This is a genomic window from Zavarzinia aquatilis (assembly GCF_003173035.1).
GTDB classification, from domain to species: domain Bacteria; phylum Pseudomonadota; class Alphaproteobacteria; order Zavarziniales; family Zavarziniaceae; genus Zavarzinia; species Zavarzinia aquatilis.
Map to the genome: position 1 here is coordinate 23,186 of NZ_QGLE01000010.1, position 23,108 is coordinate 46,293.

Here is a 23,108-nt window from a genome sequence, read left to right on the forward strand (position 1 = left end):
AGCACGAAGGCACTGGCCCCGGTGAAGGCAAGAAGGCCGGCCAGATTTTCCAGACGGGCGGCCGCGATGGCCTGACTATTTTGCACAATTCAACCTGTAGATAACCAAATATCTACAGGGATATTTTCATTTCTCGGGCCAAATGTCGAGAATAGAATTTAATTACACTATTTGTCCTGTTTTATAACGACCTCAAGTCCCCCCAGCCGCGACCGCCGTTCGGCTTCCCGCTTGCGACCGGGCGCCGAATCACCCGCGCCCTCGCCCCCCATCAGGCGTTCGACCTGCCGCAACAAGGCAGAGAGAGAACCAAGAGTCGAACCGGATTGCCAAATGAACATGTCACCACATCCCCGAGTCGCCGGTCGCCTTCCCCGCCCCGCTCGGCGGCGAGATATTCGACCGTCGCGATTGAGAACCAATCGCATATTCCTCGACAATGCGCCGAACTCACGCTATATGCAAGTGCAAGCGCTTCTCAACTGCGGCGCGGCACTGATCTCTCGGCTTGGCAATCGTCTTTTGGACAGGATTCGAACGGGCGCCCGATCATGTATGTCTGCAACTGCAACGGACTCAACCGCCGCGCTGTGGATCAGGCCATCGCCGACGGCGCCCGTTCGCCTGGCGCCATCTTCCGGGAGTTGGACTGCAAGGCCCAGTGCGGCAAATGCGTCGGGGAAATGCGCGGCCTGATCACCGCCTGCCGCCACCTGGACGCCAAGGGCCCCGCGCCCTGCCACGATCACGTTCACGCCGCCCCGGCGCACTACCTGCTCGCCGCGGAATAGGCCCGCGCCCTCTCTCTGCTTCAGACTTTATTGAAGCGGCTCACTGGCGATGTAATACTTTCGCCATGGAGCGGCGCATTTGCATGAGATTGTGCGAAGCGGTCGCAATAAACCAAGGAGAGAGATCATGAAGGGCGACCGGAACGTCATAAAATTCCTGAATGAAGTTCTGACCAACGAACTGACGGCGGTGAACCAGTATTTCCTGCACGCCCGCATTTACGAAAACTGGGGCTTCGAGCGGCTGGCCAAGCACGAATACAAGGAATCCATCGAAGAGATGAAGCACGCGGACAAGCTGATCAAGCGCGTCCTGCTGCTCGAGGGCCTGCCCAACCTGCAAGACCTGCACAAGCTGGGCATCGGCGAGACCGTGCCCGAGGGTCTCGCCGCCGACCTCGTCGTGGAGAAGCGGGGCCACGCGGTGCTGCTGAAGGGCATCGAAGCCTGCGAAGCGGCGCAGGACTATGTCTCGCGCACCCTCTTGCGCGAAATCCTCGACGATACCGAGGAACACATCGACTATCTCGAAACCCAGATCGAGCTGATCGAGAAGGTCGGCCTGCAGAATTTCCTGCAGACCCAGATCGGCGAGCCGAGCTGAAACGACGATTCGCGTCGCGGCTGAAGGTCGAAGTCGGCCTCAGCCGCGGTGGCCGATCACCAGATAGCGGCCCTTGAACTGGGATTTGCCGTGCTCGATCCGGGCGAAATCGTCCTGCCGGCGCAGCAGCAGATTCTTCATGGCCGCTTCGGTGATGTAATATTTCACCTTCGGCCGGTCGCGGCCCGCCACCGGCTTCTTCTCCCGCCCGACGTAAATGACGGGACTGCGCGAGAACAGCACGGTGAACAGCGGCAGCATGGACAGGCGCCGGCGCACGGTATGAAAGCCGAGGCCGGCCATCTCCATCACCAGCTTTTCCCGAGTCGCCGCGATCAGCTGGTCGAGGACGAGCAGCGGATTGTCGAGATGGTGCAGCACATTGAGGCAGAGCACATAATCGAACCGCTCGGTCAGCGGATCGCTGTTCCAGTCACGGACCTGAAAATCCGCCTCGACCCCCAGGCATTCCGCCAGCTTGCGCGCGCCCCTGATCGCCGTCGCGCTGTGGTCGACGCCGACGACGCGGACCGCGCCCCGCCGCAGCGCCTCGAAGCAGAAGTAACCGGAGTTGCAGCCGAGATCGAGCACGCTCTTGCCCGTCATGTCGGCTGGAAAGATGCGATCCGCCGTCGGGCGCCGGTCGTCGCCCGGCGTGGCAAGACCGAAAGGCAGTTCGATGCGCTGATAACCGAAGGGTTCCGTTTGCAGCAGGTCTTCCACCTGCGCGCGGCTCCAGGAAGAATTCATCGAACGTCCGACTCACACGATGCCCCGCGCCCGGGGACATGACCGCACCCGAGTGCACCGACAGTCATCGAGCCCACTCCGCCCGCCATGGAATACGAATTCCCGTGCGGGATCAATGTCCCGCTTCATGCCCGGAAAAAAGAGAAAGCCCCGCGAGTTCATGGAATCTCCCGAAATCCAAGAACTCGCAGGGCTGGGTAAACCTGGTGGGCCGTAAAGGATTCGAACCTTTGACCTAGTGATTAAGAGTCACCCGCTCTACCAACTGAGCTAACGGCCCCGACGTCATCGACGCGAGGCCGGCCTTATACTAAGCATCCGCGCCCTTGTCGAGGGTTCATTGCAAAAAAAAATTCAGCCCGGCTCCTTGCGGCCCGGCGCGGCGGTGCCGGACACCGGCTCCGCGGGCGCTTGCGCCGTGCGCGCCAGCGGATCGAGACGCATGGCCTCGCGCAGGATCGAGGAGGCGACGGGCGCCGCGGCCGACGAGCCGCCGCCGCCATGCTCGATGATCACGGCGCAGGCATAGCGGGGATTGTCGACCGGACCATAGCCGACGAAGAGCGCATGGTGACGCTCGTTCCACGGCTTGTCCTGCTCGCGCCGACGCACGCCCGACAGGCGTTCGGCCCGGCTGATGCGAACGACCTGGCTGGTGCCGGTCTTGCCGCCGATCTGCATCCCGGGTTCGGTGATGCGCGAGCGGAAGGCGGTGCCGGACGGACTGTTCATCACCCGGTTCATGCCCTTCAGCATGAGATCCAGCCAGCGCCGGTCGACGTCGATCGCCGGGGCTGCCTCGGCCGCGCCGGGCGGTGCCTTGGCGAGGCGGGGCGAGACCGCCCGGCCGCCATTGACGAGCCGCGCGGTCATGGTCGCGAGCTGCAGCGGTGTCGCCAGGACATAGCCCTGCCCGATGCCGGCGATCACCGTCTCGCCCTGCAGCCAGGGCTTCTTCAGCGCCCTTTCCTTCCAGGCCGTGTTGGGGATGAGGCCCGGCTTCTCGCCCGGCAGCTCGATGCCCAGCTTCTCGCCAAGGCCGAACTTGCGGGTGAAGTCGGACAGGCGGTCGATGCCGACCTTGCGCGCGACATCGTAGAAGAAACAGTCGCAGGACTGTTCGAGCGCGGCCTGGACGTCGACCGTGCCGTGACCGCCCTTCTTCCAGCAATAGAAAGTATGGGTGCCGAGCTGCATCGAGCCCGGGCAGAACACGGTATAACCGGGGCCGACCACCCCGGCCTCGAGCGCGGCGAGGCCGACCACCATCTTGAAGGTCGAGCCGGGCGGATACTGGCCGGCGATCGGCTTGTTGATCAGCGGATTGCGCACATTGTTGCGCAGCGCGTTCCATTCCGTCTTGGACAGGCCGACGTTGAAGGGTGTCGGGTCGTAGCCGGGGGTCGAGGCCAGCACGAGCACTTCGCCCGTGTGCACGTCCATGACCACGGCGGCGCCGCTTTCCTCGCCCAGGGCCTGATAGGCGAAGCGCTGCAGGGCGAGATCGAGCGCGAGGGTGACATCCTCACCCGCCTGCCCCTCATCGCGCGACAGCTCGCGGATCATGCGGCCATAGGCATTGACCTCGACCTGCGAGGCGCCGGCCTTGCCGCGCAGATTCTCGTCGAAAATCTTCTCGACGCCATTCTTGCCGATCTTGAAGCCGGGCAGCTGCAGCACCGGGTTGGCGTCTTCCGCCAGATCCTTGTCGCTGACCGACGAGACATAGCCGATGACATGGGCAAGTTCAGGCCCATAGGGGTAGTAGCGGGTTTCACCCACGTCGGGCTGGATACCCGGCAATTCCGGGCTGTGCACGTTGATCGCGGCGAATTCTTCCCAGCTCAGGTTTTCGAGCACGGTGACCGGCATGAAGGCGCGCACCCGGCCCATCTCGCGCCGGACACGGCGCAGCTGGTGCTCGGGGATCGGCACGATGGCGTTCAGCCCGGTCAGGGTCTCGTCGACATCGTCCGACTGCTCGCGGATCAGCACGACGCGGAAATTCTGCCGCCCCGTCGCCAGTTCGTTGCCGAAGCGGTCCAGAATGCGGCCGCGCAGCGGCGCGATCAGGCGCAGGTTGATGCGGTTGTCTTCCGCCAGCATCTGGTAGCGGTCGCCGTCGACCACCTGCAGCTGGTACATGCGGCCGGCCAGCACGCCCAGCATGGCGAGCTGCCCGCCGGCCAGGAACAGGGCACGCCGGGTCAGCATCTTGGCCCGAAGGTTGTCGTTCTTCTCGTTGCTCACCGCGCCTCCTCCAGGGATTTCAGGACGCGGACGATCTGCCCGAACAGCCAGCTGACCAGCGGATAGAGGGTGATGGAAAACAGCATCTGCATGACGAAGGGCTGCAACTCGATGCCGCGCCCGGCGTGAAGCGAGCCGAGCAGCCAGCCGGCCGCCGTCGCGAGGAAGGCAACCATGCCGAAGCCGAACCAGGCGATGCCGAAGGTGCGCGCGGTGAACACCCGTCGCTCGTGACCGACGAACTGCTGCACGCCGAGCAGGATCAGCGTGCCGAGGCCGATCGGCGCGCCCGACAACGTATCCTGCAACAAGCCGACCAGGAAGACCGCGGCCGGCGGCAGCAGGGCAGGCTGAAAGATGGTCCAGAAATAGACCAGCATCAGGGTGAGCGCCGGCCCGGCGGCGTCGAGACCGGAAATGCCCGACGGCGCGACGCCGATCAGCACGCAGACGAGGCCGACGAGGGGCGGCACCAGCATGACGAGACTGGCGAAGGCGCGGCGCGACCAGGGTTCGGTCATGGCAGCGGCCTAGCGATCGTCGGCCGGCGCCAGCAGGGTCGGCTTCGGGGTGGAGGTGACGATGGGTGGTGGTGCAGGCGGCGGGGCCAGTTCGGCCGGCCGGGCTTCCGCGGCGCCGGGGGTGTTCAGCGCGGGCAGGGGCGCGCCGCTGGGCGGCGCCGGATCGGGGATCGGCCCCGGCTCGCCCTTGTATTCGACGATCTTGATGAAATCGAGCTTGTCGAAACGCACCCACGGCCGCACCCGGACGACGCCATTGGCAACCGTCTCGACCGCGCCGACGGGCAGACCCGGCGGGAACATGCCGCCGATGCCCGAGGTCACCACCCGGTCGCCCGGATGAACCTTGATGCCGGCCGCGAGATAGGACAGCCGCGGCAGGGCCGAATTGTCGCCTTCGAGCACGCCGCGCGCCTGCGCCCCCTCGAGGGCGACGGGAACCCGGCTGTTCAGGTCGGTGAGCAGCAAAAGGCGCGACGATTCCTCGCCCGCCGCCAGCACCCGGCCGACGACGCCGGTGCCCGAGATGCCGACCTGTCCGGCCTCGACCCCGGCATTGGTGCCGGCATCGACGACGACGGTGCGCACGAATGGCCCGCCCCCTTCGGCGATGATGCGCGCGGTGACGAAGCGCACCTGCGGCTCGGGCCGGACATGCAGCAATTCACGGTAGGTCGCGTTCTCGATGGCGAGGCGCCGCGCGGTCGAGGCCCAGGCGCGCAGGCGCTCGTTCTCCTCGTGCAGGGCGCGGTTCTCTTCATAGAGATTGAACCAGCTGTCGACGGCGGCGATACCGTCCTTGGCGGTCAGCAGCGGCCGCGCCGCGAGTTCGAGCACGGGCGCCATGGCGTCGATGACGACCGCGCGGCCGCGTTCGATCAACACGGAATCGACCTTGCCGAGGATGACCAGCCCGACCGACAGCAGCAGCAGCGCCAGAAAGGCGAATCGCTGCATCAGCACCTTGGCAGGTGCCGTGAAGCTGTTCACCCGGAGTTGCGGCTGGCGCACGGCTCAAATCCCTTCCCGGGGGCGTCGAGTCGCCCCCCAGAAGCCTGTGGATCGTTCTGAATTAGTAAGCCTGCGTCAGCACATGGCGCAAGGTCTTCATCTCTTCCAGCGCCCGGCCCGTGCCCTTGGCGACACAGGTCAGCGGATCGTCGGCGATCGAGACCGGCAGGCCGGTCGCATGACGCAGCACGAGATCGAGATTGCCGAGCAGAGCGCCGCCGCCGGTCAGCACGATGCCCTTGTCGACGATATCCGCGGCGAGTTCGGGCGCCGTGTGCTCAAGCGCGACCTTCACCGCCTCGACGATGGCCGAGACCGGCTCGGCCAGGCTTTCGGCGATCTGGCGCTGGCTGATGATCAGTTCCTTGGGCACGCCGTTCATCAGGTCGCGGCCCTTGATTTCCATGGTCATGCCGTGGCCGTCTTCCGGCGGGCAGGCGGAACCGATTTCCTTCTTGATCCGCTCGGCCGAAGCCTCGCCGACCAGGAGGTTATGGTTGCGGCGGATATAGGCGATGATCGCCTCGTCCATCTTGTCGCCGCCGACGCGGACCGAGCGGGAATAGACGATGCCGCCCAGCGACAGGACGGCGACTTCCGTGGTGCCGCCGCCGATGTCGACGACCATGCTGCCCGTCGGCTCGGTCACCGGCAGATTGGCGCCGATCGCCGCCGCCATCGGCTCCTCGATCAGGAAGACGCGGCGGGCGCCTGCGCTTTCCGCCGATTCCTGGATCGCCCGGCGCTCGACCGCGGTCGAGCCCGAGGGCACGCAGACGACGATCTGGGGCGAAGCGAAGGAGCGGCGGTTGTGAACCTTGCGGATGAAATGCTTGATCATTTCTTCCGCGACTTCGAAGTCGGCGATGACGCCATCGCGCAAGGGCCGGATCGCCTCGATGTTGCCCGGGGTGCGGCCCAGCATCATCTTGGCTTCGTCGCCGACGGCGAGGACCTGCTTCTTGCCGCGATTGTTGACCATGGCGACCACGGACGGCTCGTTGAGGACGATGCCCCGGCCCTTCACATAGACAAGCGTGTTGGCGGTACCAAGATCAATAGCCATGTCGGCGGACAGAACGCCGAGCATCTTCGAAAACATCGAAAGTGCACTCCGGTGGAGGGGCGGGCACGTCGCGATACCGCCCGCCGCCAAGCTTGCGCCCTTCTTTAAAGACTCATTCGTCCCGGCTCAACGCTGAATCGTCCCAGCCTCCGTCAAGAGGACATGGCCGTCATGCCGGGATGAAGGGATCGAGCACGGCGACCACCAGCGGCACCACCCCGGCGATGGCCGCGGCATCGACTGTCTCGCCCCGGGACAGGAGATAGGTGATCCAGCTCGTGACCATCAGCCAGATCGCGCGGGACAATTCCGCGCTGTCCGGCGCCACCCGCCGGCCGCCCTGCAGCGCCGGCCGCAGGAAATCGTCCAGCTGGCGGGCGATGGCGGCGACGACATCGGCCTGCAGCCCGGTGAAGGCTTCGGCCACCCGCTCGTCCCGGCGCAGGATCGCGGTCTGATCGGGAAAGAAGAAGCGATATTCGCCCAGCAGCTCGGCGATGGCGGCCAGCTGCCGACGCATCAGGGCAAGGCCCGTTTCAGCGAAGGGCGGTTCGATGAACAGCGCCCGCACCCGCGCCTCGACCCGCTGGAACAGATACCACAGCACGTCTTCGCGATGGCGAAAGTGGTAGTAGAGACTGCCCGTGGAAATCCCGCAGGCTTCCGCGATGGCATTGGTGGTGACCGGCGTGTAGCCGAGGTCGTTGAACAGGTCGAGGGCGACATTGGCCACCCGGTCGCGGGTGACGTCCGAACGGCGCTGGCGGGGTCGCGACGGTCCGCGAACCGAGGTCATGCTGCGAATCCTCAAGGGCGTTTCCCCCGACCCTAGAGCCGATTGCCGATTCCTTGAATCGGCAATCGGCGCCCGGTCTTCAATTTTGCCGAAAACCGCGCGGGCTCGTCAGGCGGCGCTGCGCTCGAGCCCATCGCGGGCATCGGCGAATTTGTCGAAGCTGATCGCCGACGGGGGCAGGCCGCGCGCTGTCAGCACGGCGACGGCGGCGTCGATCATCGCGGGCGGGCCGCACAGGGCCGCGGTCTCGGGCAGGTCGATCGCGGCCAGCGGCTCGGTGACGAGGCCGCGCTCGCCGCGCCAGCCGCTGTCCGCCGGCTCGGCCGAGAGGATCGGGCGGACGGCGAGATCGAGCCGGTCGCCCAGCGCCGCCAGCCGGTCGAGGTCGTAGAGATCGGCCGCCGTTCGCGCGCCGAACAGCACCGTCAGGCGCCGCCGCTCCCCCGCCGCCGCCAGGGCTTCGAGCAGGGACAGCACCGGACCGAGGCCCGAGCCACCAGCGATCAGCAGCGCGGGCCCCGCCCCGGGCTTCAGCCCGAACTGGCCGAAGGGCCCGTCGAGCAGCACGGTCTCGCCCCGGCGGTCGGCGGCGAACAGCCAGTCGGTCAGGGCGCCGCCCGGGACATGGCGGATGGTGAAGGGGATGCGGGTCTCGCCCGGGTGGGGCGCGGCGGCGAAGGAATAGGCCCGTCCGGCGGCGATGCCGGGCACGGTCCAGGACGCATATTGCCCGGGGGCGAAGGGCAGCGGCGCGTCCAGCTCCAGCACCACGCGGCGGATGTCGGCGGTCAGGGGCACGACTTCGAGGATACGGGCGGGCAGGCCGGCGGCGGCCCGCCCGTCGCCGGGAAGATCGCGCAGCGGCAGTACCGGCTCGACCGTCACCGGCCCCTTCGGCACCGCCTGACAGGCGAGAATGCAGCCCGCGGCGAGGTCTTCGGCCGAGAGCGTGTAGGAGAAGTCGGTCAGCGCCTTCACCTTGCCCTCGACCAGCGTGCTGCGGCACTCGCCGCAACTGCCGACCCGGCAGTTTGACGGATAGGCGATGCCGGCCTTCAGCGCCGTGGCGAGAATGGTGGCACCGCTTTCCGCCTCGAGGCAACGGCCGGCGACGGGGATGGTGACGGTGGCGGCCGCCTTGCGACCGAACAGGCGGGACAGCATGGCGGCGCCTCCTCTATCCGCTTACTCGGCCGCGGCCAGGGTTTCGCGGCGACGCGGGCCGGCCAGCAGCGCGCGCTCGGCCGGGGTCGCGTGGCGGCTTTCCCAGTCGCGCAGCTTCGGCTCCATCACCCGGAACCACAGGGGCGGCACAAAGGCGATCAGGATCATCACGACATAGCCGAAGGGCATGGTCGGGGCATCCAGATAGGGCTTCAGTTCCCAGAACGGCTTGTCGCCATGGGCGTGATGGTCGGAATGGCGGGTCAGGTTGAACAGGATCTTGGACGAGACCGCGTGGTTGGAATTCCACGAATGGTCCGGCCGGACCAGGGTGCCGGGCACGCGGACGATGCCGTAATGCTCGATATAATTCACATATTCGAGCCAGCTCTTGCCGATGAAGGCAGCCACCGCATAGGCGCCGGCACCGATGGGGCCCGTCGCCAGCAGGAAGGCGGCCGTGATGCCCGCCTGCATGGCGATGCCACGCAGGAAGCGGTTGGCCGGGTGCAGCCAGGGCAGGCCCCGGCGCGACAGGCGCTCGCGCTCCAGCAGGAATTCGTTGCGATACTGGCCCCAGGCGGAGCGGAAGACGAAGGTATAGAGCGTCTCGCCCCGGCGCGAGGTCGCGGGATCGTCATAGGTCGCGATATTCTTGTGGTGGCCGTAGACATGCTCGATGCCGAAGCTGGCGTCATAGGCCGCGGCCAGCATCCAGCGGCCGAAGACCATCGACACCGGATCCCAGGTGCGGTGGGTCAGTTCGTGGCCGACGTTGATGCCGGCGACGCCCAGCATGGTGCCAACGGAAATCACCGCGCCGGCATAGGTCACCGGGCCGGCGTCGGCCCGCGCCGCGAGGACATCGTAACCCGTCAGCCCGCCGAACAGCGCGCCGAGACCGAGGAGATCGGTCTCAGGCCCGGCCACGAACCAGGCGAGACCGACCAGCATCAACCCGATCATGGGCAGCACGCCATAGAGCAGGATGTCGAGCACCCAGGTCTGGCGGTATTCCGGCTCGCTGGTGTCGGCGCCGAACAGATAGTCGGCCGCGCCGCCCAGCAGCAGCGTCAGGGCAAGGCCGGCCCAGACATAGGGCCCGCCGAGAAACAGGCCGGCGGTGGCGGCCGCCAGCACCGGATAGCACAGGAAGAACTGGCTGTAGCGCAACATGGGTCTTGTCCCCTCTCCCGGGCGGTCGCGGGCGCCGCCGTTGTTTCGAGTAATTACTCTAAACAGAGTATTTACTCGGATTAGAATGTCAAGCACCCGTGCTGCGGACAAAAAAAGGCCGGCCGCACCCGAAGGCGGACCGGCGAAAGTCAGGGAGGAAACGGGGGAGGAAAACGGGGGACGGCGGCTTCAGACCGCCGCGAGAATCCGCGCTTCGAGCTGCGCCAGCTGGGCATCGCCATGGCCGCGCGGCCGCTGGCGGGGCACGTCGACATCGAGCGCCAGCGCCCCTTCGCGCAGTACCAGCACCCGGTCGGCGAGGGCGATGGCCTCGCCCACGTCATGGGTGATGAGCACGGCGGTGAAGCCCCGGGCCTGCCAGATGCGCAGCAGCAGCGTGTGCATCTCGGCCCGGGTCAGGGCGTCGAGGGCGCCGAAGGGCTCGTCCAGCAGCAGAACGCCGGGGTGGGAGACCAGGGCCCGGGCGAGGGCGACGCGCTGGCGCTGCCCGCCCGACAGCACGGCCGGCCAGTCCCGCGACCGGGTGGCGAGGCCAACGTCGGCCAGGGCCGCCTCCGCCTTGCCGCGCCAGCCAAGACCGCGCGAGATCCCGACATTGTCGACCACCCGTTTCCACGGCAGCAGGCGGGCATCCTGGAACATCAGGCGGACATCGGGCTGCAACCCCGCCACCTCGCGCTCGGCGAGGCGAAGATGGCCGGCGCTCGGCGCCTCCAGCCCCGCGATCAGGCGCATCAGCGTGGTCTTGCCCCCGCCCGAGCGGCCGACGACGGCGACGAACTGGCCGGCGGGGATATGAAGATCGAGGCCGGCCAGCACCCGCTGTTCGCCGAACGACTTGGCGACCCCGGACAGGGATATGTCGAGACCGCGCGCGGGCGCGGTCGCCGGGGCCGGAGCCGGAACTGGCCGGGTTACCGGGCGCGGTGGAATATCGTCGATCACGCTGCGCTCGAGACGGTTCAGGAACGTGGTCATCGCGGGTTCTCCTTCAGCGCATAGGCCGGATGCCAGGCCAGGGCCCAATGTTCGACCAGCCGGGTGGCGACATCGGCGAGCTTGCCCAGCAGGGCATAGACGATGACGCCAAGGATCACGACATCGGTCTGCAGGAACTCGCGGGCATTCATCGTCATGTAACCGATACCGGACGAGGCGGAGATGGTCTCGGCCACGATCAGGGTCAGCCACATGATACCGAGGGCGTAACGCAGGCCGACCAGGATCGAGGGCAGCGCCCCGGGCAGGACGATGCGCAGGTAAAGCTCGACCGGCGAGAGACCATAGACCCGCCCCATCTCGACCAGGCCGCGGTCGACGGTGCGGATGCCATGGAAGGTGTTGAGATAGATCGGAAACATCACGCCGATGGCGACGAGGAAGATTTTCGCCTCCTCGTCGATGCCGAACCACAGGATGACCATCGGGATGATCGCGAGATGCGGCACGTTCCGCAGCATCTGCACCGAGGAATCGAGGAACTTCTCGGCGATCGGGAAGGCCCCGGTCAGCACGCCGAGAAAGAGCCCGATGCCGCCGCCGATGGCGAGCCCCTTCAGCGCGCGCTGGGTGCTGATCAGGGCGTGGGTCAGCAGGCTGCCGTCCTCGATGCTGGCGAGAAAGGCGACGGCGACCGCGCTCGGCGCCGGCAGGGTGCGGGCCTCGATGAGACCGGTGCGGGCCGCCGCCTCCCACAGGATCAGGAGGACGACGGGCAGGGTCCAGGCGGCGGCCACGCCGCCCAGCCGGCGCAGGGCTTCGCCCCCGCGCGATCGCCGCCCGCCGCTCACGATGCGGCCTTGCGCACGACCTCGGCGATGGAGATCGCCTTGGGAATGAGGCCGAGGCCGAAGAAAGTGTCGGCGATGCTCTGCTGTTCGGCGATCACTTCCGGCGACAGCGCCTTGACGCCGAAGGCCTGGCGCGAAATCGCGGTGGTCAGGATCGGCGCCGGAATGCCGACGCTGGCGGTCAGCTGCCTGGCGGCGGCGGCGGGATCGGCCTTCACCTCTTCGCCGATGTCGTAGAGGCCCTTCAGCACGATGTCGACCACCTGCGGATTGGCCTCGGCGAACTTCTGTTCGGCCAGATAGAACTGGTGATTGGCAACGAGGCCGGTGCCATCGACCAGCGTGCGGGCGCCGGTCGCGGCCTGCGCGGCGGCGAGGAACGGATCCCAGATCGCCCAGGCATCGACCGCGCCCTTCTCGAAGGCGGCGCGGGCGTCGGCCGGCGGCAGGAACACCGGGGTGATCTCCTTGTAGTCGACCCCGGCGGCGGCCAGCGCCTTCACCAGGAGATAATGGACGTTGGAGCCCTTGTTGAGGGCGACGCGCTTGCCCTTCAGGTCGGCGACCGTGGCGATGGCGCTGTCCTTCGGCACGATGATCGCCTCACCCTGCGGCGCCGGCGGCTCATGCCCGACATAAAGCAGGGGCGCGCCCGCCGCCTGGGCGAAAATCGGTGGTGCCTCGCCGGTCGTGCCGAAGTCGACCGCGCCGACATTCAGCGCCTCGAGCAGCTGCGGCCCGGCGGGGAATTCGGTCCAGGTCACGGTAAAGCCGAGGGGCGCCAGCGCGGCGTCGAGGGAGCCCTTGCCCTTGAGGAGAACCAGCGAGCCGTATTTCTGCACGCCGATGCGCAGCACCTTGCCCTCGGCCCGGGCGTCACGCGGCCGAAGACCGGCGACCAGGCCAAGGGACAGGGCGGATGCCGCGCCCAGAAGGCCGCGGCGGGTCAGACGAGACGACATTTTCCAGCTCCGATGCGTAATAAACTTCAAATCACGTGAATATATGAAGATATACATTTCCAAATGAGTCAAACCGACAGAATACTTATTTTTAGTGTTATTTATGGGCGAAACAGGAACGGCCACCGGTTGCCCGGCGGCCGTTCGGGGACACCTCCCGATGGGGGGAGGGAGGCGTCGGGGGGGCTTGTCCGGTTACTCGGCGGCCTTGGCCACCGGCACCGAGGTGCGGATCAGATGGTCGAAGGCACCGAGCGAGGCCTTGGCCCCTTCGCCCATGGCGATGATGATCTGCTTGTAGGGCACCGTGGTCACGTCGCCCGCGCCGAAGACACCGGGGACCGAGGTCTGGCCCTTGGCGTCGACGATGATCTCGCCGCGCGGGGTCAGGTCCACCGGGCCGCCCTTCAGCCATTCGGTATTGGGCACCAGGCCGATCTGGACGAAGATGCCTTCGAGCTCGAGCGTATGCGCCTCGCCGCTCTTGCGGTCCTTGTAGGCAAGGCCCGTGACCTTTTTGCCGTCGCCGATCACCTCGGTCGTCTGCGCCTCCATCACGATGGTGACATTGGGCAGGCTCTTCAGCTTGTTGACCAGCACGGCATCGGCGCGCAGCACGTCCATGAATTCGAACAGGGTGACATGGGCGACGATGCCGGCGAGGTCGATCGCCGCCTCGACACCGGAGTTGCCGCCGCCGATCACCGCGACGCGCTTGCCCTTGAACAGGGGGCCGTCGCAATGCGGGCAATAGGCCACGCCCTTGGTCCGATATTCCTTCTCGCCGGGCACACCCATGTCGCGCCAGCGCGCGCCGGTCGCCAGGATGACGGCCTTGGAGCGCAGGGTGGCGCCGGATTCCAGTTCGATCTCGATCAGATCGCCAAGGTTGAGCTTGCTCGCGCGCTGGAGGTTCATGATGTCCACGTCATAGGACTTCACATGTTCCTCGAGCCCGGCGGCGAGGCGCGGCCCCTCGGTTTCCTTGACCGAGATGAAATTCTCGATGCCGAGGGTATCGAGCACCTGGCCGCCGAAACGCTCGGCGACCACGCCGGTGCGGATGCCCTTGCGCGCGGCATAGATCGCCGCCGCGGCACCGGCCGGGCCGCCGCCGACGACGAGCACGTCGAAGGGCGCCTTGGCGTCGAGCTTGGCCGCCGCGCGCTTCACCGCGCCGGTGTCGATCTTGGCCAGAATCTCGCCCACTTCCATGCGGCCCTGACCGAAGACCGCGTCATTCAGATAGACGGTCGGCACGGCCATGATCTGAAGCGCCGTCACCTCGTCCTGGAACAGGGCGCCGTCGATCATCTCGTGCCTGATGCGGGGATTGAGCACGGCCATCAGGTTCAGCGCCTGCACGACTTCCGGGCAGTTCTGACAGGTCAGGGAGATATAGGTGCGGAAGGTGAAATCGCCGTCCAGCGCCTTGATCTGCGCGATGGTGTCGGCATCCACCTTGGGCGGATAGCCGCCGACCTGCAGCAGCGCGAGGACGAGCGAGGTGAATTCATGGCCCATCGGCAGGCCGGAGAAGCGGATGCCGACCGAGCCGTCCGGCCGGTTCAGGCTGAACGAGGGTTTGCGCACGTCGGCGGCGTTATCCTCGCGCACCGTGACCAGGGACGAGACGTCCTTGATATCGGCGAGCAGCGAGCGCATCTGGCCGGCGGCTTCGCTGTCGTCAAGGGAGGCCACGATCTCGATCGGCGACGTGGCCCGTTCCATGTAGCCCTTCAACTGGGCCTTGAGATTGGCGTCCAACATGACAACACACTTTCTTTCTGCGGGGAGCGCGAGCGGCGCGCATCACCCTCGGGAGGGTGGCGCCCGGGGCGAATTCCCCGGGCACCTGAGTCAAAGCCGGCGGGTCAATCCCTGCCGACAGAGGGTCGGCGGGTCAATCCCTGCCGACAGAGGGGCGGCAGGTCAGATCTTGCCGACAGAGGGTCGGCAGGTCAGATCTTGCCGACGAGGTCGAGCGACGGCTTCAGGGTCGCTTCGCCCGGGGTCCACTTGGCGGGACAGACTTCGCCCGGATGCGAGGCGACATACTGGGCCGCCTTCACCTTGCGCAGCAGCTCCTTGGCGTCGCGGCCGATGCCATTGTCGTGCACTTCGATGATCTTGATCTGGCCTTCGGGGTTGATCACGAAGGTGCCGCGATAGGCGAGGCCTTCTTCTTCGATCAGCACTTCGAAAGCGCGCGAGATCGCCAGGGTCGGGTCGGCCACCATCGGATAGTTGATCTTGGCGATCGTGTCCGAGGTGTCGTGCCAGGCCTTGTGGGTGAAGTGGGTGTCGGTCGAGACGGAATAGATCTCGACGCCCAGCTTCTGGAATTCGGCGTAATTGTCGGCGAGGTCGCCCAGCTCGGTCGGGCAGACGAAGGTGAAGTCGGCCGGATAGAACACGAAGACCGACCACTTGCCCTTCAGGGACTCGTCGGTCACTTCGACGAACTTGCCCTGATGGTAGGCCTGGGCCTTGAACGGCTTCACAGTGGTATTGATGAGCGACATGAGAACGTTTCCTTCTCGGGTTGAGGTCTGGCGAAAGGCTTGAGCCTGCCTGCCGCCAGCGGGAAAGTGTTATACCTAACCGCCTGACTGCGCGCCTAACTTGGCACCTAGATTAGAATTATTCAAGAGGTTGCCGAGCAGCTTCGCGCGATCGGGCGATCAGCCCGGCCGATCACCGGCGATACCGCTTTGCACATCGTTTCACCGAACGCCATGGCCCGCCTTGCGCCAGATCATGCGGCGCGCGGCGGGCGGGACAAAACGCCTCCTCCGGGCGTAGAATGGCGCCACGGGTCACGGCCGCGCCGTGGCTGCTGGTGGGTGAGGCGTGATGCCGCGGTGCCCGGTGTCCCCGAATCAGGCCGTGCCCCAACAGGGCCGGCCGGCAGATTTTCGGGAGGAAACCTCATGACCATCCGGAATCCCGTTGAATGGAGTGCCGACCTGCTGGCCGGCACGGCCCGCGCCCTCAATGCCGCCGGCCACGACATCTACCGCGAAGACCTCGAAACCGGGGGGCGGCTGCCCGCGATCCGGCGGATCGAGCTGGCCGATCTCGGCGTCGCGCTGCGCCGGGGCATCGACGATTTCGCCGCCTGTCGCAGCGACGTCGTGTTTCTGTGCCTCGTCTATCCGCTGATCGGACTGGTGCTCGGGCGGGCGGCGATGGACGGCGGATTGCTGCCCCTCGTCTTTCCCCTGGCGTCGGGCTTTGCCCTGATCGGGCCACTGGCTGGCCTTGGCCTCTACGAAATCAGCCGGCGGCGCGAGCGTGGCGAGTCCGTCGGCTGGCTGCAGGCCTTCGGCGTCCTGCGCTCCCCCGGGTTGCCGGGCATTCTCGTCCTCGGCCTGTTGCTGGTCGCCCTCTTCTTTGGCTGGCAATATGCGGCGCAGACGATTTACGACGCCACCCTCGGCCCGCAGCCGCCCGCTTCGCTCGCCGCCTTCCTGCACGATGTCTTCATGACCAGCGCGGGCCTCGCGATGACGCTGGCGGGGCTTGCCGTCGGCTTCCTCTTCGCCGTCGCCGTGCTGGCGATCAGCGTCGTGTCCTTCCCGATGATGCTGGACCGTCATGTCCGGGTCGACATCGCCATCGCCACCTCGGTCCGCGTCGTCGCCACCAATCCGGGGGTGATGGCGGCCTGGGGCGTGATCGTGGCGGGCGGCCTGCTTCTCGGCACATTGCCGCTGTTCACCGGCCTGATCGTGGTGTTGCCCGTGCTCGGCCACGCCAGCTGGCACCTCTACAGGCGGGTGGTCGCGCGCTGAAAGCTGGTGTAGGGGATGGGGCGGCGGCGATTGCCGCCCCAGAGTCGTTGCCGCCCCGGAGACGACGAACCAAAAACGGACGACAGGACGGAAACGCCATGCCCCGACCCCAGCGCAAGCCCGACCAGCCCCCACCCCGCCGCCTCGACCTGCGGCGCCTGCGGCTGGTCATGATCGTCCTGTTCACCGTCGCCGTGCTGGCGCGCATCGGCGTCGATATCGCCAACGGCAACTGGTAGCCGTCAGGTTACAACGCCGCCTTGCGCGGACCGACGAAGCCGACGGCGGCACCCTGCAGGTCGAGGGCGACGATGATGAAGATGTTGCCCGGCACTTCCTGCGGCCCGTGCAGGATGGTCGCGCCCCTGGCCTTCAGCACGGCCGCCGCCGCGTCGATGTCGGCGACGCCGAAATAGAACAGCCAGGCCGACGGCGCGCCTGTCACCATCTGCGGCATCATCGCGCCGATGGTGCCCCCCGCATGGTTGATGAAGCGGTATTCGCCGGCAGGCCCCATGGGCATGGCATCGCCCTTCGTCCAGCCGAAGTGGCGGCCGTAGAAATCGAAGCCGGCGACCGGATCGCTGCTCGACAGCTCGTTCCAGTGGCAATGGCCGGCGCGACTCTGGGCGAAGGCGTCGCTGACGCCGTCGGAAAAGCCGCGCATGACATAGAAGGGCGCGCCCTGCGGATCGGTCAGCAGGGCAAAGCGCCCGACGCCGGGAATGTCGGTCGGCGGCACGATCTGGCCCCCGCCGTCGCCGACGATCGCCGCCGCGGCGGCATCGACGTCGGCCACGGCGACATAGGCCATCCAGCCGGGCCGGGCGCCGCAGGCCGCCATCTCGGGCGTCAGGGTCATGGCACCACCGACATCGACCCCGTCCATCGAAAACAGGTGATAGGGCATGGCCGGATTGCCGGCGTCGCGCTGGCGCCAGCCGAGCACGGCGCCATAGAGATCGGCCGCCGCCACCGGGTCGGGACAGGTCAGTTCGTACCAGATGAAATCGCCGACGATATTGGCCATGTCCCGCCCCTGCCATGCCAGACTTGTCTTATAATGTTGATATCAACATAATAGACCCATGTCAAAGTCCGTCCCCTTCGCCACGACGATCGAGGTCCGGGACCGCTGCCTGTGCCTGCGGCTTCAGCGGGCGGCCCGGACCATGGCCCGCCATTTCGACGAGGTGCTGCGTCCGGCGGGCCTGACCAACGGCCAGTTCTCGCTGCTGATGGCCCTGAACCGGCCGGAGCCGCCGCCGCCCGGCCCCGTCGCCGAGCTTCTGGCCATGGACCGCACCACCCTGACCGCCGCGCTGAAACCGCTGGAGCGCCTTGGCCTTGTCGTCGTCGAACGCGCGCCGGAGGATCGCCGCCGTCGCCGTCTGGTGCTGACGGCGGAGGGCCTCGGCCGGCTCGCCGCCGCGCTGCCGCTCTGGCGCGCCGCCCATGCCGACCTCGAGGCGGCGCTGGGGGAACGGGTCACCCTTCTGCGGGACCTCGACCTTTGGGGGAGGCCGGCGAAGCCGCGGCCTTAGCTGAAAATTAACGCTTGTCTGGTGTCGTGGGCCGACCCCCATGAGCCCTCTTGACGGAGGACGCGGCTGATGCCGACCGAATCCCGCAGCATCGCCTTCTCGCCGCAAGAAATCGTCACGGCCGTGGCCGATTTCCATGTCCGTCGCAAGCTGCCGATCCCCAAGGGCAAGGTCGTCGGCCTGGAGTTTTCTCCGCCCCCCGATATCGAGGGCACGTTCCAGATTCTCGCCGACGGCGCGGATACGCCCGCCAATTTCGTGCTGAACAGCACCACTCTCGCGGCGGCGCTGGTGTTCTACTGCATCAACCGCAGCATTCCCCTCCCGGCGCTCGCGACCAAGCAGTTGCGCCGCAAGGGGGACGGTCTGGAACTCGTCGTTTCCAACATGCGGCGCGGCTGAGGCAGCACCACCGCCCGGTATTGCCCCTTTCGACAACGCTCGCGCGAAGGCGTGATCGCGCGGAGCGATCAGACCGAAAGTTGATGGCCAGCCCCCGTTCGCTGTAAAGTCGGCAACCAAAGGCGTCGGCGGGGGGAACGACCGGCGCGAACACATGGGGGCTCAGATGGCTGACTTTCCGGCAACGGTCGCGCTCGCGACTCTCGACGGCACCAACGGCTTTCGCCTGATCGGCTGGGACTCGGAACTCAGCGCCAGCGCGGTCGCCGGTGTCGGCGACGTCAACGGCGACGGTTTCGACGACCTCGTGGTCGGCTCCCCCTGGAATGGTTTCACTTACGACGGGATGGCCACCCTGGTCGAAGGCTCGGCCGGGCCTTTCGCCGCCGACGGCAGTCTGTCCGGCCCGGTCTTCTTCGGCACGGGCGGTGAATATCAATATTTGGGAAGCCGCCTCGGCGGCCTCGGCGACGTCAACGGCGACGGCTTTGACGATTTCTACTATGGCGGCGGCGCCAGCACCCTCGGCCCCGCCCCCCTTAGCTACATCATATACGGCTCGGCGAACGGCTATGCCCAGGTGGGCACCTACCAGCCGCTTCTGGCAGCTGCCGGCGATGTGAACGGCGACGGTTTCGACGATATCTTCGCCGGCAATACCATCGTCTTCGGCAGCGCCGCCGGCCTGCCCGCCGAACTCGATCCCGCCGTCGTCGACGGCAGCAACGGCTTCACCCCGACCGGCGCCTTCAGCCGCATGGCGGCGGCCGGCGATGTGAACAGCGATGGCTATGATGACCTGATCTTCGGCGATGCCGATACCGCCGGCTATGTCCTGTTCGGCAAGGCCGGCGGCTTTGCCGCCACGGTCGATGTCACCGCCGTCGACGGCAGCAACGGCTATCGCATCACCGGCGCGGCGGGCAGCGGCACCGCCGCCTTCGTCGGCGGCGCGGGCGACGTGAACGGCGACCGTATCGACGATCTCATCGTCGGCGCCGCGGGCGAGAACAAGGTTTACATCGTCTTCGGCCGGGCCGGCGCGACGCAAACCGATATCGACCTTTCCGCCATCGACGGCAGCAACGGTTTCGCCATCACCGGCGGCGGCTTCTCGGCCAAGGCCGCGGGTGACGTGAACGGCGACGGCCTCGCCGACATCATCGTCGGCGCCACCGGAGTCCTGTTCGGCCGCACCGGCAACGCGGGCGCCAGCGTCGCCATCGGCGCGGTCAACGGCGCCAACGGCTTCCTGATCAGCGGCGCCGGCTTCGATGCCCGCAGCCTCGCCATCTACAAGGCCGGCGATTTCAACGGCGACGGCTTCGACGACATCGCCGTGGGCACGCCCCTCGCCGACGATCCGCGGCCCTATTACGCCGACTATGGCTTCGGCAATGCCGCTGGCATCACCCATGTCATCCTCGGCCATGCCGGCGCGGCGCAGCACTGGGTCGGCACCTCCGCCGACGATTTCCATGTCGGCAGCGGCGATGACGACATCCTGAACGGCGCGCGCGGCAACGATCATCTGAAGGGCGCGCTCGGCGACGACGTGCTGATCGGCGGCTCGGGCAGCGACATCCTCGACGGCGGCGCGGGCACCGATACCGCCAGCTTCGCCGGCTCGTCGGCCGGGGTCGCGGTCGATCTCGCCGCCGGCACGGCGACCGGCACGGGCCTTGGCAACGATACGCTGATCGACATCGAGAATGTGATCGGCACCGCCGGTGCCGACGATATCGCGGGCGATGAAGGCGCCAACCGTCTGGATGGCGGCGCCGGTGACGACATCCTGCGCGGTCGCGGCGGCGACGACACCTATGTCGTCGACAGCGCGGGCGACACCGTCGTCGAGGGGCGCGATGACGGCCATGACACGGTGCTGGCCCTTTCCAGCACCTACCGGCTCGGCGCGCGCGTCGAGGATCTGACCTTTATCGGCGTGGGCGACTTCAATGGCGTGGGCAACACGCTCGCCAACACGATCACCGGCGGCGCGGGCGACGATGTCCTGAACGGCGGGCGCGGCGCCGACCTGATGCGCGGCCTCGGCGGCGACGATACCTATATCGTCGACGACGCGGGTGACATCGTGGAAGAGGCGGCGGACGGCGGCATCGACACGGTGCAGAGCACCCTGTCCTACAGCCTCGGCGCCGAGATCGAGAACCTGCTGCTGCGCGGCAGTGCCCGGATCAACGGCACCGGCAACGAACAGGACAACATCCTGACCGGCAATGCCGGCAACAACATCCTGCAGGGCCTCGGCGGCAGCGACGCGCTGTTCGGCAAGGCCGGCAACGACAAGCTGGAAGGTGGCGACGGCGGCGACCTGCTCGACGGCGGCAGCGGCGACGACCGCCTCTACGGCGGCCTGGGCGACGACCTCTATGTCGTCGATTCCAGTCAGGACGTCGTCAGCGAAGCCCATGGCGGCGGGCGCGACACGGTTCTCACCAGCGCGAGCTTCACCCTCGGCTCCGGTCTCGAAGATCTCGTCATGACCGTCTCGGCCGACATCGACGGCACGGGCAACGGCGCGTCCAACATCATGGTCGGCGGGGCCGGCGACAATGTGCTGCGCGGCATGGGCGGCTCCGATTTCCTGATCGGCGGCCGTGGCGACGACACGCTGGACGGCGGCACCGGCGCCGACCTGTTGATCGGCGGAGCCGGCAACGACACGCTGATCGGCGGTGGGGTCAATGGCGGCAGTTCGGATACTTTTGTCTTCGGCGCCGACTTCGGCTTCGGCCACGATCGCATCACCGATTTCGTCGCCGACAGCAATGCCGCCTATGACATCATCGCCTTCAGCGAAGGCCTGTTCGACGATTTCACCGATGTCCTGGCCCACAGCGCCCAGGTCGGGAACGACGTCGTCATCACCTACAGCACCCGCGATTCGATCACGCTCGAGAATGTGAACATGGCGGCGCTGACCGCCGATTCCTTCCTGTTCTACGTCTGACCGGCGCGGAACCCGGGATCAGATCAGCGCCGGCTCGTCCGGGCAGAAGCGCAGGGCCTCGGCGAGGCGGGCGAGGCCGTCGCCGAGTTCGGCCATGTCGCCGGCCGCCGACAGGCTGACGCGCAGGGCCTCCGGCGCCGCGCCCCGACCGACCTGAAAGGCGGCGGCGGCGGCGACATGGACGCCCAGCGCCCGGGCGGCATCGACCACGTCGGCGGCCCGGCGACCGTTCTCGACCGGCAGCCACAGATGGAAGGAACGCACCCGGCCTTCCGCCGGGGTGGCCAGGCCAAGCAGCCGCTCGGCGATCTCGTTGCGCCGCGCGCTCTCGCCCACCTGCCACTGGGTCAGGCGCTCGGCGGTGCCGTCGCCGATCCAGCGCGCCACGATTTCCGCCATCAGGGGCGGCGCCATCAGGGTGGTCGCCCGCATGGTCTCGGTCGCGGCATCGACCAGCCGGCGCGGCAGCGCCATGTAGCCGACGCGCAGGCCCGGCATCAGCGCCTTGGACACCGAGGTGACGAAGATCGTCCGCTCGGGCGCCAGCATGGCGATGGGGATCTGCTTCGGGGCGAGGAAGCCGTGGACGTCATCCTCGATCAGGAAGGCGTCGTTGCGCTCGGCGACGGCGGCGATGGCCCGGCGCCGCTCTCCCGACATGACGACGCCGGTCGGATTCTGGATCGTCGGCGTCAGATAGACGAAGCGCCGGCCACCACCCCGGCAGGCGGCATCGAGCGCGTCGGCGCGCATCCCGTCGCCGTCGATCGCCACCGGCTCCAGCGTCAGGCCGAGCCGCCGGGCCAGCGACGTCAGGCCGGGATAGGCGAGGGCTTCGGTCAGCAATATGTCGCCCGGCCGGGCCACGGTCATCAGGGCGATGGTCTGGGCATTCTGGCAGCCGGCGGTGACCAGCACGCGGTCCGGCGTCACCTCGACCCCCGAACGGCGCAGCCAGGCCGCGCCCGCCGCCCGATGGGCGGGCGCGCCGGCCGGAAACTGATAGCCCATGACCGATGACAATTCGGACGAATGGGCCAGATGGGCCAGGCTCGCCTGCATCGCCTCCAGCTGCGGCCCCATGGCCGGGCGGTTCACCGACAGATTGATGACCGTGCTGCCGCCCGTCGGTTTCTCGTGATCTATGCCGACGAGACCGCCCGCCCCCGGCAGCACCGGATCGCGCCCGCGCACGAAAGTGCCGCGCCCCACCGTGCCGTCGGTCAGGCCCCGGCGCGCCGCCTCGGCATAGGCGCGGGTGACCGTGCCGATGGTGACGCCAAGGCGCACGGCGAGATCGCGATGCGTGGGCAGGCGCGTGCCCGCGGGCAGGGTGCCGTCGGATATCGCCGTCGCCAGCGAATCCGCAATCGCCAGATAAAGCGGCCCGTCATGACCGTCGAGATTGGGATTCCAGGCGTCAGCCCCCCGGCGAGCGGGCGGCGACAGGCGGGCGATGGTGGCGGCGGTCATTGTCATGAGGACAATA

The 23,108-nt window shown here is 67.3% G+C and carries 22 protein-coding genes and 1 tRNA gene; 7 read left to right on the forward strand and 16 right to left on the reverse strand.

The window, feature by feature from the left end; all coding sequences use genetic code 11:
• The first annotated feature begins 551 nt into the window (after nt 1-551).
• Entirely contained in the window at nt 552-791 is a 240-nt protein-coding gene (locus DKG74_RS15800) for a (2Fe-2S)-binding protein (protein WP_109907149.1), read from the forward strand.
• A 127-nt stretch (nt 792-918) separates the two neighbouring features.
• Entirely contained in the window at nt 919-1,395 is a 477-nt protein-coding gene (bfr, locus tag DKG74_RS15805; RefSeq protein ID WP_109907150.1) for a bacterioferritin, read from the forward strand.
• Nucleotides 1,396-1,434: 39 nt separating this feature from the next.
• Here the strand turns inward: bfr and DKG74_RS15810 are convergent, their stop codons facing one another.
• From DKG74_RS15810 to ahpC, 14 genes are all read right to left on the reverse strand, one after another.
• Nucleotides 1,435-2,145 carry a class I SAM-dependent methyltransferase gene (locus DKG74_RS15810; protein ID WP_109907151.1) on the reverse strand — a complete coding sequence of 237 codons (711 nt, stop codon included), beginning with the start codon at nt 2,143-2,145 and terminating at the stop codon, nt 1,435-1,437.
• Between the two features lie 204 nt (nt 2,146-2,349).
• Nucleotides 2,350-2,425, reverse strand: a tRNA-Lys gene (locus DKG74_RS15815).
• 74 nt (nt 2,426-2,499) lie between these two features.
• A complete protein-coding gene (gene mrdA, locus DKG74_RS15820; RefSeq protein ID WP_341475863.1) occupies nt 2,500-4,395 on the reverse strand; it encodes a penicillin-binding protein 2 in 1,896 nt (631 codons plus the stop codon).
• Nucleotides 4,392-4,916, reverse strand: coding sequence for a rod shape-determining protein MreD (mreD, locus tag DKG74_RS15825; protein ID WP_109907152.1), 525 nt, complete (start codon nt 4,914-4,916; stop codon nt 4,392-4,394). Before mreD ends, mrdA begins: the two co-directional genes overlap by 4 nt.
• Nucleotides 4,917-4,925: 9 nt before the next feature.
• Nucleotides 4,926-5,927: a rod shape-determining protein MreC gene (gene mreC, locus DKG74_RS15830; protein ID WP_133251611.1), complete on the reverse strand. Its 1,002-nt coding sequence runs from the start codon at nt 5,925-5,927 to the stop codon at nt 4,926-4,928.
• 61 nt (nt 5,928-5,988) lie between these two features.
• Nucleotides 5,989-7,029: a rod shape-determining protein gene (locus DKG74_RS15835; protein WP_109907154.1), complete on the reverse strand. Its 1,041-nt coding sequence runs from the start codon at nt 7,027-7,029 to the stop codon at nt 5,989-5,991.
• Nucleotides 7,030-7,162: 133 nt separating this feature from the next.
• Nucleotides 7,163-7,789 (reverse strand): TetR/AcrR family transcriptional regulator, encoded by a 627-nt coding sequence (locus tag DKG74_RS15840; RefSeq protein WP_109907155.1) that lies wholly within the window; start codon nt 7,787-7,789, stop codon nt 7,163-7,165.
• Nucleotides 7,790-7,897: 108 nt separating this feature from the next.
• Nucleotides 7,898-8,953: a 2Fe-2S iron-sulfur cluster-binding protein gene (locus tag DKG74_RS15845; protein ID WP_109907156.1), complete on the reverse strand. Its 1,056-nt coding sequence runs from the start codon at nt 8,951-8,953 to the stop codon at nt 7,898-7,900.
• Between the two features lie 21 nt (nt 8,954-8,974).
• Nucleotides 8,975-10,129 (reverse strand): alkane 1-monooxygenase, encoded by a 1,155-nt coding sequence (locus DKG74_RS15850; protein WP_109907157.1) that lies wholly within the window; start codon nt 10,127-10,129, stop codon nt 8,975-8,977.
• A gap of 189 nt (nt 10,130-10,318) precedes the next feature.
• Nucleotides 10,319-11,128 carry an ATP-binding cassette domain-containing protein gene (locus DKG74_RS15855; protein WP_109907158.1) on the reverse strand — a complete coding sequence of 270 codons (810 nt, stop codon included), beginning with the start codon at nt 11,126-11,128 and terminating at the stop codon, nt 10,319-10,321.
• Nucleotides 11,125-11,940: an aliphatic sulfonate ABC transporter permease SsuC gene (gene ssuC, locus DKG74_RS15860; RefSeq protein WP_207779382.1), complete on the reverse strand. Its 816-nt coding sequence runs from the start codon at nt 11,938-11,940 to the stop codon at nt 11,125-11,127. Before ssuC ends, DKG74_RS15855 begins: the two co-directional genes overlap by 4 nt.
• Nucleotides 11,937-12,902 (reverse strand): sulfonate ABC transporter substrate-binding protein, encoded by a 966-nt coding sequence (locus tag DKG74_RS15865; protein WP_109907159.1) that lies wholly within the window; start codon nt 12,900-12,902, stop codon nt 11,937-11,939. The genes ssuC and DKG74_RS15865 overlap by 4 nt, the downstream gene beginning before the upstream one ends.
• A 195-nt stretch (nt 12,903-13,097) precedes the next feature.
• Nucleotides 13,098-14,672, reverse strand: a complete 1,575-nt coding sequence (gene ahpF, locus DKG74_RS15870; RefSeq protein WP_109907160.1) for an alkyl hydroperoxide reductase subunit F — start codon at nt 14,670-14,672, stop codon at nt 13,098-13,100.
• 191 nt (nt 14,673-14,863) lie between these two features.
• Nucleotides 14,864-15,427, reverse strand: coding sequence for an alkyl hydroperoxide reductase subunit C (ahpC, locus tag DKG74_RS15875; RefSeq protein WP_109907161.1), 564 nt, complete (start codon nt 15,425-15,427; stop codon nt 14,864-14,866).
• A gap of 408 nt (nt 15,428-15,835) precedes the next feature.
• On the opposite strand from ahpC, the gene DKG74_RS15880 reads away from it, so the two are divergent.
• Nucleotides 15,836-16,699 carry a DUF2189 domain-containing protein gene (locus tag DKG74_RS15880; RefSeq protein WP_109907162.1) on the forward strand — a complete coding sequence of 288 codons (864 nt, stop codon included), beginning with the start codon at nt 15,836-15,838 and terminating at the stop codon, nt 16,697-16,699.
• 98 nt (nt 16,700-16,797) lie between these two features.
• Entirely contained in the window at nt 16,798-16,938 is a 141-nt protein-coding gene (locus DKG74_RS21830; RefSeq protein ID WP_165837721.1) for a hypothetical protein, read from the forward strand.
• An 8-nt stretch (nt 16,939-16,946) separates the two neighbouring features.
• Here the strand turns inward: DKG74_RS21830 and DKG74_RS15885 are convergent, their stop codons facing one another.
• A complete protein-coding gene (locus DKG74_RS15885) occupies nt 16,947-17,729 on the reverse strand; it encodes a VOC family protein (RefSeq protein ID WP_109907163.1) in 783 nt (260 codons plus the stop codon).
• Between the two features lie 58 nt (nt 17,730-17,787).
• Between DKG74_RS15885 and DKG74_RS15890 the strand changes: the two genes are divergently transcribed.
• The 3 genes from DKG74_RS15890 (at nt 17,788) to DKG74_RS15900 (ending at nt 21,619) form a co-directional block, all read left to right on the forward strand.
• Nucleotides 17,788-18,243, forward strand: coding sequence for a MarR family winged helix-turn-helix transcriptional regulator (locus tag DKG74_RS15890; RefSeq protein WP_109907164.1), 456 nt, complete (start codon nt 17,788-17,790; stop codon nt 18,241-18,243).
• Nucleotides 18,244-18,312: 69 nt separating this feature from the next.
• Nucleotides 18,313-18,645 carry a hypothetical protein gene (locus DKG74_RS15895; RefSeq protein WP_109907165.1) on the forward strand — a complete coding sequence of 111 codons (333 nt, stop codon included), beginning with the start codon at nt 18,313-18,315 and terminating at the stop codon, nt 18,643-18,645.
• Between the two features lie 166 nt (nt 18,646-18,811).
• Entirely contained in the window at nt 18,812-21,619 is a 2,808-nt protein-coding gene (locus DKG74_RS15900) for a beta strand repeat-containing protein (RefSeq protein WP_165837722.1), read from the forward strand.
• A gap of 18 nt (nt 21,620-21,637) precedes the next feature.
• Here DKG74_RS15900 and DKG74_RS15905 read toward each other — a convergent pair whose 3' ends face one another.
• Nucleotides 21,638-23,098 (reverse strand): aminotransferase-like domain-containing protein, encoded by a 1,461-nt coding sequence (locus DKG74_RS15905; RefSeq protein WP_109907167.1) that lies wholly within the window; start codon nt 23,096-23,098, stop codon nt 21,638-21,640.
• Nucleotides 23,099-23,108 lie beyond the last annotated feature (10 nt).

What these genes read in the sequence shown, in the direction of transcription:
- DKG74_RS15810 (WP_109907151.1), bottom strand. Translation starts at nt 2,145, where the DNA reads ATGAATTCTTCCTGGAGCCGCGCGCAGGTGGAAGACCTGCTGCAAACG.
- DKG74_RS15845 (WP_109907156.1), bottom strand. Translation starts at nt 8,953, where the DNA reads ATGCTGTCCCGCCTGTTCGGTCGCAAGGCGGCCGCCACCGTCACCATC.
- DKG74_RS15850 (WP_109907157.1), bottom strand. Translation starts at nt 10,129, where the DNA reads ATGTTGCGCTACAGCCAGTTCTTCCTGTGCTATCCGGTGCTGGCGGCC.
- DKG74_RS15905 (WP_109907167.1), bottom strand. Translation starts at nt 23,098, where the DNA reads ATGACAATGACCGCCGCCACCATCGCCCGCCTGTCGCCGCCCGCTCGC.
- ahpF (WP_109907160.1), bottom strand. Translation starts at nt 14,672, where the DNA reads ATGTTGGACGCCAATCTCAAGGCCCAGTTGAAGGGCTACATGGAACGG.
- DKG74_RS15835 (WP_109907154.1), bottom strand. Translation starts at nt 7,029, where the DNA reads ATGTTTTCGAAGATGCTCGGCGTTCTGTCCGCCGACATGGCTATTGAT.
- DKG74_RS15840 (WP_109907155.1), bottom strand. Translation starts at nt 7,789, where the DNA reads ATGACCTCGGTTCGCGGACCGTCGCGACCCCGCCAGCGCCGTTCGGAC.
- DKG74_RS15885 (WP_109907163.1), bottom strand. Translation starts at nt 17,729, where the DNA reads ATGGCCAATATCGTCGGCGATTTCATCTGGTACGAACTGACCTGTCCC.
- DKG74_RS15880 (WP_109907162.1), top strand. Translation starts at nt 15,836, where the DNA reads ATGACCATCCGGAATCCCGTTGAATGGAGTGCCGACCTGCTGGCCGGC.
- DKG74_RS15900 (WP_165837722.1), top strand. Translation starts at nt 18,812, where the DNA reads ATGGCTGACTTTCCGGCAACGGTCGCGCTCGCGACTCTCGACGGCACC.
- bfr (WP_109907150.1), top strand. Translation starts at nt 919, where the DNA reads ATGAAGGGCGACCGGAACGTCATAAAATTCCTGAATGAAGTTCTGACC.
- mreD (WP_109907152.1), bottom strand. Translation starts at nt 4,916, where the DNA reads ATGACCGAACCCTGGTCGCGCCGCGCCTTCGCCAGTCTCGTCATGCTG.
- DKG74_RS21830 (WP_165837721.1), top strand. Translation starts at nt 16,798, where the DNA reads ATGCCCCGACCCCAGCGCAAGCCCGACCAGCCCCCACCCCGCCGCCTC.
- ahpC (WP_109907161.1), bottom strand. Translation starts at nt 15,427, where the DNA reads ATGTCGCTCATCAATACCACTGTGAAGCCGTTCAAGGCCCAGGCCTAC.
- DKG74_RS15895 (WP_109907165.1), top strand. Translation starts at nt 18,313, where the DNA reads ATGCCGACCGAATCCCGCAGCATCGCCTTCTCGCCGCAAGAAATCGTC.
- DKG74_RS15890 (WP_109907164.1), top strand. Translation starts at nt 17,788, where the DNA reads ATGTCAAAGTCCGTCCCCTTCGCCACGACGATCGAGGTCCGGGACCGC.
- DKG74_RS15800 (WP_109907149.1), top strand. Translation starts at nt 552, where the DNA reads ATGTATGTCTGCAACTGCAACGGACTCAACCGCCGCGCTGTGGATCAG.
- DKG74_RS15855 (WP_109907158.1), bottom strand. Translation starts at nt 11,128, where the DNA reads ATGACCACGTTCCTGAACCGTCTCGAGCGCAGCGTGATCGACGATATT.
- DKG74_RS15865 (WP_109907159.1), bottom strand. Translation starts at nt 12,902, where the DNA reads ATGTCGTCTCGTCTGACCCGCCGCGGCCTTCTGGGCGCGGCATCCGCC.